Here is a 10,887-nt window from a genome sequence, read left to right on the forward strand (position 1 = left end):
GTTCGCGGGGATGGCGGCACCAGCGCTCGCAGCCGATCTTACGGAGCCGCCAGTGGTCGAAGCGGCGCCGCCGCCGGTCGCCTACGAGCAGCCGGTCGAAGTCGGCGGCTGGTACATCCGCGGCGATATCGACTATCACTGGTCGAATTTGGGTAGCATCGACTACATCACGTACGGGCCGCCGCCCGGCACCAACGATTTCGATTTCGGCGACCTAAAGGGCGGGTTCTCGCTCGGCGGCGGCGTCGGTTATAAGGTCAATGACTACTTCCGCACTGATCTAACTGCCGATTACTGGTTCAAGTCAGACTTCAACGGCCAGACCTCGGATCTCGTCACGACATCGACCGAGGTTTCGAAGATGAGCGCCTTCCTTCTGCTGGCTAACGCGTATGCCGATCTCGGCACCTATCACGGGATCACGCCTTATGTCGGCGCCGGCATCGGCGGCGCGCGTATCAAGTGGGACACGGTCCGCGATCCGAACACCACCGAGACCAACCCCGGGTCGACCAACTGGCGTTTTGCCTACGCGCTCATGGCGGGCGCTTCCTATTGCTTGACCGACAAGATCATCTTTGACGCGGGCTACCGCTTCAGCCACATCCAGGGCGGCCGCATGTTCGAGTTTGATACGACTAGCTCGGGTCCTGGCTTCGACCACGGCATAAGCACGCACGAGGTACGCGGCGGTCTGCGCTATCAGTTCGGCGGCAACAATGGGTGCGCAGCGCCGGTAGTGGCCTATCAGCCTGAGCCGGAGCCGATCTACACCAAATAAGCTCTTCGAGATCCGAGAGTTCCTCAACCGCCCGGCTTTTCGCCGGGCGGTTTTCTGTTTGAGCTATTTGCCCGAACGAAAACTCTTCGCGATCAATTCGCTAACCGTCTGTTATCCTTAACCGGCACTTAACCACTATGGTTAACAATGCTCCTTGAAAAACGGTGCTGCGCTGCGGCGCGCGCCAAGTTCGGGAGCCGGGGACATGGTATTCAAATCGCGTATAGCGCTGGCGCTGGCCGCCATCGTGCTGATGCCGGTGACGCAGGCGCTGCCGGCCGACTACGATCCGCCGATCTATGTCGACCAGGCGCCGGACTACGTGCCGGTCGAGGTCGGCTCGGGATGGTACCTGCGCGGCGATATCGGCTACGCCTTCAACAAGCCCTACGACTTCTCGGAGTCGCCAACCGGCGTCATCACCGATGTCAGCGCGCTGTCCGCATCCGTCGGCATGGGTTACCACTTCAACGACTACTTCCGCGGCGAGCTGAATTTTGGCCTGCTGCCGACGAGCAAGTTCGACAACCAGTATGTCACCACCTGCGAGGGCACCGAGACGACGACCGTGACCGACAACACTTCGGGCACCATCGTCAGCCAGGTGTCTGGGCCCAGCACCCGGTCCTGTAACGGCTCGGACTATACGCGCAACAAGGCCTATGACGTCATGGCCAGCGCCTTCGTCGATCTCGGCACCTATGTCGGCTTCACCCCTTATCTCGGCGGTGGCGTGGGGCTGGCCTACAGCACCTACACGCTGGCCCAGGGCGCCAGGGACTGCGAGAACGACTCGACCTCGGTTGTTGGCGGCGGCAACACTACGACGACCAGCTTCAGCTGCTTTGATTCGAGCGTCTATGACGGCACGGTCACGCGCGAAAGGCAGTTCAACATGGCCTATATGCTTGGCGCCGGCTTCGCCTACCAGGTCAGCAAGAATGTCGCGCTCGATTTCGGCTACGAATATGTATCGGTGCCGGGGCTGAAGTACGCGACCATCGACAACGTCGGCACGCCGACGATCCACAAGGGCATCGACTATCAGCAGGTCAAGGTCGGGCTGCGTTACGATCTCTGGTGAGGTTCGCATCAGCAAGGACAAGCGCCATGGCGGGTCATGTGATCCGCCATTTGCTTTTGCCATCACCACCGGCCGCTGCGATGCGAATATCCCGTCAGCGACAAAAACTTTGCTCTTGACGCCGGAAGCCTGAACGCATATCGCCGTCCGTGGGCCACCCCTCCCCAACGAGGGGCCACTATCTGGAAGGATAGACCACGATGACGACGCTTACGAAGCCCGGACTCCGTCCGGCAAACCCCAATTTCTCCTCAGGTCCTTGCGCAAAACGCCCCGGCTGGTCGGTCGAGGCGCTGACCAAGGCTCCGCTCGGACGCTCGCATCGCGCCAAGATCGGCAAGAGCAAGCTCGAGCAGGCGATCGAGCTGACGCGCGAGATCCTCAAGGTTCCCACCGGCTACCGCATCGGCATCGTGCCGGCGTCCGACACCGGCGCGGTCGAGATGGCGCTGTGGTCGCTGCTCGGCGAGCGCGGCGTCGACATGGTCGCCTGGGAGAGCTTCGGCTCCGGCTGGGTGACCGATGTGGTCAAGCAGCTGAAGCTCGCCGACGTGCGCAGGTTCGAGGCCAGCTATGGCGCGCTTCCGGATCTGGCCAAGGTCGATTTCGACCGCGACGTCGTCTTCACCTGGAACGGCACCACATCGGGCGTGCGGGTTCCGAACGGCGATTTCATTCCTGCCGACCGGAAGGGCCTGACGATATGTGACGCGACGTCGGCCGCCTTCGCGCAAAGGCTCGACTTCGAAAAACTCGATGTCGTCACCTTCTCCTGGCAGAAGGTGCTGGGCGGCGAGGGCGCGCATGGCATGCTGATTCTGTCGCCGCGCGCCGTCGAGCGGCTGGAGACATACAAGCCTGCATGGCCGCTGCCGAAAATTTTCCGCCTCACCTCGGGCGGCAAGCTGATCGAAGGCATCTTCAAGGGCGAGACGATCAACACGCCGTCGATGCTGTGCGTCGAGGACTATCTCGACGCGCTTCATTGGGCGAAGTCGATCGGCGGCCTTGACGCCCTGATCGCCCGCGCCGACGCCAATGCGGCGGTGCTCGACCGTTTCGTCGCCACCTCGTCATGGCTTGGCCATCTCGCCGCCGATCCGGCGACGCGCTCGAACACATCGGTCTGCCTGTCCTTCACCGATCCGCAAGTCGCGGCGCTCGACGCCGACGGGCAGGCGGCTTTCGCCAAGGCGCTGGTCTCGGCGCTCGACAAGGAAGGTGTGGCCTACGACATCGGCGCCTACCGCGACGCACCGCCCGGCCTGCGCATCTGGTGCGGCGCGACTGTCGAGACCTCCGATCTCGAGGCGCTGCTGCCCTGGCTCGACTGGGCTTTTGCCGCGCAAAAGGCGTCGCTGAAGGCAGCTGCCTGAGTTTCCCGTGGCGGCCATCGGGGCCGCCCATTTCCAAACGGATCAATCCCTTTCGAAGGAGGCCGCCATGGCGCCCCGCGTTCTCGTCTCAGACAAACTTTCCACCACCGCTGTGCAGATCTTCAAAGACCGCGGCATCGAGGTCGACTATCTGCCCGACCTCGGCAAGGACAAGGAAAAGCTGCTCGAAGTCATTGGCCAGTATGACGGCCTCGCCATCCGCTCGGCCACCAAGGTCACCGAAAAGCTGATCAACGCCGCCACCAGGCTCAAGGTTGTCGGCCGCGCTGGCATCGGCGTCGATAATGTCGACATCCCGGCGGCAAGCCGCAAGGGCATCATCGTGATGAACACGCCCTTCGGCAATTCGATCACCACCGCCGAGCATGCTGTCGCCATGATCTTCGCCCTTGCCCGCCAGATTCCGGAAGCGAACGCCTCGACGCATGCCGGCAAGTGGGAAAAGAACCGCTTCATGGGCATCGAGATCACCAGCAAGACGCTCGGTGTCATCGGCTGCGGCAATATCGGTTCGATCGTCGCCACCCGCGGCGTCGGGCTCAAGATGCATGTTATCGCCTTCGACCCGTTCCTGTCTGACAGCCGCGCCGAGGAGCTCGGCGTCGAGAAGGTCGAGCTCGACGAGCTCTTCGCCCGCGCCGATTTCATCACGTTGCACACGCCGCTGACCGACAAGACGCGCAACATCATCGACGCCGCCGCGATCGCCAAGATGAAGACAGGCGTACGCATCATCAACTGCGCGCGCGGCGGGCTGATCGTCGAGGCCGATCTGGTCGCGGCACTGAAGAGCGGCAAGGTGGCGGGCGCCGGCATCGACGTGTTCGAGGTCGAACCGGCGGAGAACAACGAACTGTTCGGGATGGAGAATGTCGTGGCGACGCCGCATCTCGGCGCCTCCACCGCCGAGGCACAGGAGAATGTGGCGCTGCAGGTGGCAGAGCAGATGTCCGACTACCTGCTCAAGGGCGCCGTCTCCAACGCCATCAACATGCCCTCGATCACCGCCGAGGAGGCGCCGCGGCTGAAGCCCTTCGTCAAGCTCGCCGAAGTGCTCGGCGCCTTCGTCGGCCAGGTCACCGAGGATCCGATCAAGGAGGTCGAGATCCTGTTCGACGGCTCGACCGCGACCATGAACACGCGTGCCCTGATCAGCGCGACCCTTGCCGGTCTGATCCGGCCGCAGGTCTCCGACGTCAACATGGTGTCGGCGCCGATCATGGTGAAGGAACGCGGCATCATCGTCGCCGAGGTCAAGCGCGACAAGTCTGGCGTGTTCGACGGCTACATCAAGCTGACGGTCACCACCGAGCACAGGACGCGCTCGATCGCCGGCACCTGCTTTTCGGACGGCAAGCCGCGCTTCATCCAGATCAAAGGCATCAATCTCGACGCCGAAGTCGGCCAGCACATGCTTTATACGACCAACGCCGACGCGCCCGGCATCATCGGCCTGCTCGGCACCGTCTGCGGCGAGAACGGCGTCAACATCGCCAACTTCCAGCTCGGCCGCAACCGGCCGGGTGGCGATGCCATCGCGCTGCTCTATCTCGTCGCGCCGTTCCCCGAAAATGTGCTCGATCAGCTGCGGGCGCACAAGTCGATCGACTCGGCCAAGCCGCTGCACTTCGACGTCGGCGTAGCCTGAAGCCCGTCCTGCCGATTTGCATGACAGCGCCGCGCGTGCGATAGCCGCGCGGCGCTGTCATTCGTGCCAGGCGTCGGCGCCGGAAAGTGCCTGGGAGGAATGCCGGCGTAATCGCGCCCTGCTCGCCTCGGCAAATCGCGCGAAAGGCGAAAAATGTTATGCCCCGGGCGGCGTTCGGCGGCAAAGAATGGTCGCGTCGGTCCGCTCTTGACGCTATAGAGGCCTGTCGTTTTCAAGCCGCCAGTCGGCATTTCAAGGGAAAAGCAACATGGCCAATGTGGTGGTCGTCGGCTCGCAGTGGGGCGACGAAGGCAAGGGCAAGATCGTCGACTGGCTGTCGGAGCGGGCCGATGTCGTCGTGCGCTTCCAGGGCGGCCACAATGCCGGCCACACGCTGGTCGTCGACGGCAAGGTCTACAAGCTGTCGCTTCTGCCTTCCGGCGTCGTGCGGCAAGGCAAGCTGTCGATCATCGGCAATGGCGTGGTCTTCGACCCGCACGCCTTCGTCGCCGAAGTGGCGAAACTGAAGGCGCAAGGCGTCGAGGTGACGCCGGATCGCCTGAAAATAGCCGAAAACACCGCGCTTATCCTGTCGCTGCACCGCGAATTGGACGGATTCCGTGAGGACGCCGCCTCCAATTCCGGGACAAAGATTGGCACGACCCGCCGCGGCATCGGCCCCGCTTACGAGGACAAGGTGGGACGGCGCGCGGTCAGGGTGATGGATCTGGCGGATTTGGAAACGCTTCCCCTGAAGGTCGACAGGCTGCTGACGCACCACAATGCGCTGCGCCGCGGGCTCGGCCATGGCGAAGTCACGCATGACGCGATCATGCGCGAGCTGACTTCGGTCGCCGACGAGATCCTGCCCTACATGGACCGGGTCTGGAAAGTTCTCGACGATCGGCGCCGCGCCGGCGAGCGGATCCTGTTCGAGGGCGCGCAAGGCACGCTGCTCGACATCGACCACGGCACCTATCCGTTTGTCACCTCGTCCAATACCGTCGCCGGCCAGGCCGCGGCCGGCTCGGGTGTGGGGCCGGGCGCCATCGGCTATGTGCTGGGCATCACCAAGGCCTACACGACGCGTGTCGGCGAGGGCCCGTTCCCGACCGAGCAGAAGAACGAGATCGGCGAGTTCCTCGGCACGCGTGGTCATGAATTCGGCGTCGTCACCGGCCGCAAGCGTCGCTGCGGCTGGTTCGACGCCGTGCTGGTGCGCCAGGCGGTGGCCGTCAACGGCATCAAGGGGATCGCGCTGACCAAGCTCGATGTGCTGGACGGACTCGACGAGATCAAGGTGTGCACCGCCTACCGCCTCGACGGCGAGACGATTGACTATCTGCCGGCCAGCCAGGGCGCGCAGGCGCGCGTCGAGCCGGTCTACGAGACGCTCGAAGGCTGGAAAGGCACCACCGCCGGCGCGCGCAGCTGGAACGATCTGCCGGCCCAGGCGGTCAAGTATGTACGTTACATCGAGGAGCTGATCGGCGCGCCGGTGGCGCTGCTCTCGACCAGCCCGGAGCGGGACGACACGATACTTGTGACTGATCCGTTTCAAGACTAGTTTCTCAGCCTTTCCGGGCTCAGCGGCTGATTTGCGGGGGCCGGCCCAGGAACAAAATGCGGGTCCACTGAAGCATGGCAGATTTCATCACCGTTCTGAAAAAGACGATCGACGGTCTCAGCGAAAACACGCCCGAGATGCGCTCGAAAGTCTATGACAAGGCGCGGGCGACAATCGCCAAGAAGCTTGCGGATCACGTCCCGCCTTTGGCGCCGTCGGTTGCCGATCAGCAGAAGCGCACGCTGGAGGATGCGATTTCCAACGTCGAGCGTGGTTATGCCAAAAGCCAGCCGGCGGTCGATCCGCTGGCCGAGCTGGAGCACATCTTCTCCTCGATCGATCGCAACAAGAACCAGCCGAGCCATGTGCGGCAGCCTGTCGTTGCCAAAGCCGAGCCTGCCAGGCCTGAGCCCGCCAAGCCGGAGCCTTTCCGGCCGGCTGCGCCAGTCGCCAAGGCGGAGCCAAGCTGGCAGAAGGCGCCGCAAACGCCTCCGCCATTCGAGACCGATGCCCGCCTGCCGGGCATGGACGCCTCGATGCCGAACGACCAGAATGACGTCTTTGTCAGTGAGGAAGAACCGGCGGCGGCCGACACGTTCCAGCGGCTGCGCCCTGCGGTGCGCAAACGCAGCTATGGCGGGCTGATCGCCGCTGCCGCCGCCGTCCTGGTGATCGGCGGTGGCGGCTATGGCATCTGGCTGAACAAGGACGCGTTCGGCTCCATGCTCGGCCTTGGCGGGAGCAAGACCGTCACCACGGAGCCGCTGGTGAAGCCGGCTCCGGCCAAGCCGGCGGCCGACGTCGCGGCAACACCGCCGGCGGCGGCCACCGGCGAAACGGCCGAAGCGACCAAATTCACCCAGCGCCTGACGCCGGAGGGCAAGGAGACCGATCCCGGCCCCGCCGGCGGGCTGGTCGGCGCCGGCGGCGGCAACCCGCGCTCCCGCAGCTCCCGCGCCCGGGGCGGCAACACCGCCGGCAGATGGCGCCACACCCGCAACGCCGGCAGATGCGGCCGCGACGCCGCCGGTACCGCCCGCTGGCGCACAGCCAGCCGCGCCGGCCACCGGCGCCGCACCGTCGACACCGGCGGCAGCGCCGGTTGAAACCGCGCTGCCGGTCGGCCAGAAGGCGATCTTCTACGAGGAACGCACCAGCACCCAGCAGGGCTCGGCCGAGCCGGGCAACATCGTCTGGTCGCTGGTGCAGGAATCGCCGGGCGGCGATCTGCCGCCGGAACCGGCGATCCGCGCCGAGGCGACGATACCGGGCAAGGACATCCAGCTGCGCATGACGATCAGGCGCAACACAGACCAGACGCTGCCGGCCAGCCACATCATCGAGATGATCTTCCTCACGCCGGAAGGATTTGACGGCGGCGGCGTCGACAACATCCTGCGCATCGCCATGAAGAGTTCCGAACAGGATGCCGGCAGCCCGCTGATCGGCATCCCGGCCAAGATCGCCGACGGCTTTTTCCTCGTCGCGCTCAACGACACCAAGGCCGATGAGGACGCCAATCTGACGCTGCTCAGGGGCCAGGACTGGATCGATGTGCCGGTCGTCTACAAGACCGGGCGGCGCGCCCTGCTCACCATGGAAAAGGGCATCCCCGGCGAGAAGGTGTTCGACGAGGCGCTGAAGGCCTGGCAGGCGAAGACGTCTGGTTGACTCGCAGCGGTGGCTTGAGGCCCTCGCCGCTCAGAACCCCTGGAACGGCATGTCGAGCGCAGCGGCGATCTCGTCGTGAGGCCGCATCAGGTTCAGCCGGCTCGCGCCAAGTTCCGTCGTCGAAACCGTGGCGAGCAGATGGGTGGCCATCACCAGCTGCGTCCGTTGATCTCAAAGATCGGATGGAGCTTCCGCATTGCAGGCGGCGCCACCGAGACGGGCAGAAGTGGGACCACCACCCGTGTCTTGAAGTGATCGAGCAGATCGGATTGAACGTCGAGAGGATAGCCGCCTTCGATGCCGTCTGGCGGCGAATACGTCGTAGCGCGCCATCAGAACTGCCGGTGCTCCTTGAGCGGAACACCATGTGCTTCGACATAGCCGTTCCAGGCGTCCATCGTTGCGCGGTTCTCAAGCTTCCAGAGCCGCGTCTTTTCGGCTGCCACTGCTTCGGCTATCCCGGCTTCGGCGGCGCGCGAGACGTTCACGTTGAGCCCCTTTGCTTCCTTCATCAACTGTGAATGAGGCCTCCGCAACATGCGTATTCCATATGCGCATCCGGGGCACCGCCGCAACGGCTGGGCTGCGCGGGCGGCATGACGAAATTGATGCCATATGCTAATGTTCGCGAGATCGGTGGGCGAGATCGTGCACGGCGATGACCAATGCGAAGATCAACCTTCGTGAGCTCGGCGAAACCATCCTTCTGACAGATGGCGGCCTCGAAACGTCGCTCGTCTTCCTGGAAGGGCTCGATCTGCCGTTCTTTGCCGCTTTCCCCCTGCTTGCGACCGATGAGGGCCGAGAGAGGCTCGGGCGCTATTTCCGTCAATATCTGGATATCGCCGAACAGCGCGGCGTCGGCTTTGTTCTCGACACGCCGACATGGCGCGCCAATCCCGACTGGGCCGGGAAACTCGGCTACTCGCGCAGTGAGCTGTCGGCCGCGAACCGGCGCGCGGTCACGTGGGCGCGTGCGCTGGCAGCGCCCTATGCGGCGCGTGGGATGCTTGTCCTCGTGAATGGGGTAGTCGGGCCGCGCGGCGACGGCTACCGGGTCGATGCAGCGATGACGACGGCCGAGGCCGAAACCTATCACAGCGACCAGATCAGAGCGTTCCGCGATGCCGGCGTCGATATGGTCAGCGCCGTCACCATGACCTATTCGCACGAGGCCGCCGGCATAGCTTGCGCGGCCATGGCATCGGGGCTCCAATCGGTGATTTCCTTCACCGTCGAGACGGATGGGCGCCTGCCTTCCGGCGAAAGCCTGAAAGACGCCATCGAAACCGTTGACGACGAGACTGACGGCGCCCCGGCCTATTTCATGATCAACTGCGCGCACCCCAGCCATTTCGATGCGGTTCTTGCCGCCGGCGAAGGCTGGATAGGTCGCATTCGCGGCGTGCGGGCCAACGCATCCGCCAAGAGCCATGCCGAGCTCGACGCAGCGACCGAACTCGACCCCGGCGATCCGGTCGATTTCGGTCGGCGCTATAGCGCGATGCGCGACCGCTTCGGTCACATCGCCGTGCTTGGCGGCTGCTGCGGCACGGACAGACGCCATATTGCCGCGATCTGCGACGCCTGTCTGTGAGGGCAGCTAGCGGGAGGAGGGACTACCCCTCCATTTCCTCGCGCAGCATCTCCAGTTCCAGCCACTCTTCTTCCAGCGCGGCCAGCGTCGCGCGTTCCTTGTCGAGGGCGGCGATGGTCTTCTGGAACGAGGCCGGGTCGCGCTCGTAATAGGAGGGATCGGCGATGTTGTTCTCCAGCCTGGAGATCGACGCGGTCACCGCCTCGATCTTCCTGGGCAGGGATTCCAGCGCGAATTTCTGCTTGAACGACAGTTTCTTCGCTGGGACTTTCGGCGGCGCCGGCTCTGCCTTGCCGGTGGCCGCCTGTTCCGCCGTATCCGCTTTCGGCCTCGCCTTGCGATCCTCCAGCTTCGAGCCGCCGCGCTGCGCCAGCATATCGGAATAGCCGCCGGCATATTCGATCCAGCGGCCGGCGCCATCCGGCGCGATCACGCTGGTGACGGTGCGGTCGAGGAAATCGCGATCGTGGCTGACCAGGATGACCGTGCCGGCAAAGCTGGCGACCAGTTCCTGAAGCAGTTCCAGCGTCTCCATGTCGAGGTCGTTGGTCGGCTCGTCGAGCACCAGCAGGTTCGCGGGCCTGGCCAGCACGCGGGCGAGCAGCAGCCGCGCGCGTTCGCCGCCCGAAAGCTCGCGCACCGGCGTACGCGCCTGCTCCGGCTTGAACAGGAAGTCCTTCATGTAGGAAACGACATGGCGCTGCTCGCCATTGACGAGAAGGTTCTCGCCGCGCCCGTCGGTGAGGTAGTGCGCCAGCGTCTCGGCCGGATCGACGGCCTCGCGCTTCTGGTCGAGCGTGGCGATCTCGAGATTGACGCCGAGCCGCACAGTGCCGGCGTCAGGCGCCAGTTCACCGGTCAGCATCTTCAGCAGCGTCGTTTTTCCGGCGCCGTTCGGGCCGACCAAACCGACGCGGTCGCCGCGCTGGATGCGGCTCGAGAAGCCCTTGACCACGGTGAGGTCGCCGAAGCTCTTTTCGATGCTCTTGGCCTCGATCACCAGCTTGCCGGACTCGGCGGCGTCGCTGACCACCAGGGTGGCCGTGCCCTCGGCGCCGCGATGGCTGCGGAAACGCTGGCGCATGGTCTGCAGTTCGCCGAGCCGTCGCATGTTGCGCTTGCGCCGTGCGGTCACGCCGTAG

At 64.6% G+C, this 10,887-nt stretch carries 10 protein-coding genes and 1 pseudogene; 7 read left to right on the forward strand and 4 right to left on the reverse strand.

Annotated features, from left to right (window positions below; genetic code table 11):
• From EN781_RS14010 to EN781_RS35265, 6 genes and pseudogenes are all read left to right on the forward strand, one after another.
• Positions 1-781, forward strand: a 781-nt coding sequence (locus EN781_RS14010) for an outer membrane protein (protein WP_145965501.1), incomplete at its 5' end; no start/stop codon positions are given.
• A 205-nt stretch (positions 782-986) separates the two neighbouring features.
• Positions 987-1,865, forward strand: a complete 879-nt coding sequence (locus tag EN781_RS14015) for an outer membrane beta-barrel protein (protein WP_126057885.1) — start codon at positions 987-989, stop codon at positions 1,863-1,865.
• 200 nt (positions 1,866-2,065) lie between these two features.
• Complete coding sequence (locus EN781_RS14020; RefSeq protein WP_126057886.1) at positions 2,066-3,241, forward strand: phosphoserine transaminase; 1,176 nt, start codon at positions 2,066-2,068, stop codon at positions 3,239-3,241.
• A 67-nt stretch (positions 3,242-3,308) separates the two neighbouring features.
• Positions 3,309-4,910, forward strand: coding sequence for a phosphoglycerate dehydrogenase (gene serA, locus EN781_RS14025; protein WP_127400070.1), 1,602 nt, complete (start codon positions 3,309-3,311; stop codon positions 4,908-4,910).
• A 268-nt stretch (positions 4,911-5,178) separates the two neighbouring features.
• Positions 5,179-6,477, forward strand: a complete 1,299-nt coding sequence (locus EN781_RS14030; protein ID WP_126057888.1) for an adenylosuccinate synthase — start codon at positions 5,179-5,181, stop codon at positions 6,475-6,477.
• 74 nt (positions 6,478-6,551) lie between these two features.
• A pseudogene (locus EN781_RS35265) lies at positions 6,552-8,148 on the forward strand (hypothetical protein).
• Positions 8,149-8,178: 30 nt separating this feature from the next.
• Here EN781_RS35265 and EN781_RS35270 read toward each other — a convergent pair.
• The 3 genes from EN781_RS35270 to EN781_RS14045 all read right to left on the reverse strand — a co-directional run bounded on the left by EN781_RS35270 (position 8,179) and on the right by EN781_RS14045 (position 8,687).
• Positions 8,179-8,298 (reverse strand): CcdB family protein, encoded by a 120-nt coding sequence (locus EN781_RS35270; protein ID WP_245482286.1) that lies wholly within the window; start codon positions 8,296-8,298, stop codon positions 8,179-8,181.
• The gene (locus tag EN781_RS35275) at positions 8,298-8,387 is read right to left on the reverse strand and encodes a hypothetical protein (RefSeq protein ID WP_348627217.1); all 90 of its coding nucleotides are present in this window, start codon (positions 8,385-8,387) and stop codon (positions 8,298-8,300) included. Before EN781_RS35275 ends, EN781_RS35270 begins: the two co-directional genes overlap by 1 nt.
• 93 nt (positions 8,388-8,480) lie before the next feature.
• Positions 8,481-8,687 carry a type II toxin-antitoxin system CcdA family antitoxin gene (locus tag EN781_RS14045; RefSeq protein ID WP_126057890.1) on the reverse strand — a complete coding sequence of 69 codons (207 nt, stop codon included), beginning with the start codon at positions 8,685-8,687 and terminating at the stop codon, positions 8,481-8,483.
• A gap of 119 nt (positions 8,688-8,806) precedes the next feature.
• On the opposite strand from EN781_RS14045, the gene EN781_RS14050 reads away from it, so the two are divergent.
• Positions 8,807-9,745, forward strand: coding sequence for a homocysteine S-methyltransferase family protein (locus tag EN781_RS14050; RefSeq protein WP_126057891.1), 939 nt, complete (start codon positions 8,807-8,809; stop codon positions 9,743-9,745).
• Between the two features lie 22 nt (positions 9,746-9,767).
• Here EN781_RS14050 and EN781_RS14055 read toward each other — a convergent pair.
• Positions 9,768-10,887 (reverse strand): ATP-binding cassette domain-containing protein (locus tag EN781_RS14055; protein ID WP_127400071.1); only part of this gene is annotated, 1,120 nt, incomplete at its 5' end.

The sequence above is a fragment of the Mesorhizobium sp. M4A.F.Ca.ET.090.04.2.1 genome, assembly GCF_003999085.1.
Taxonomy (GTDB): Bacteria; Pseudomonadota; Alphaproteobacteria; order Rhizobiales; family Rhizobiaceae; genus Mesorhizobium.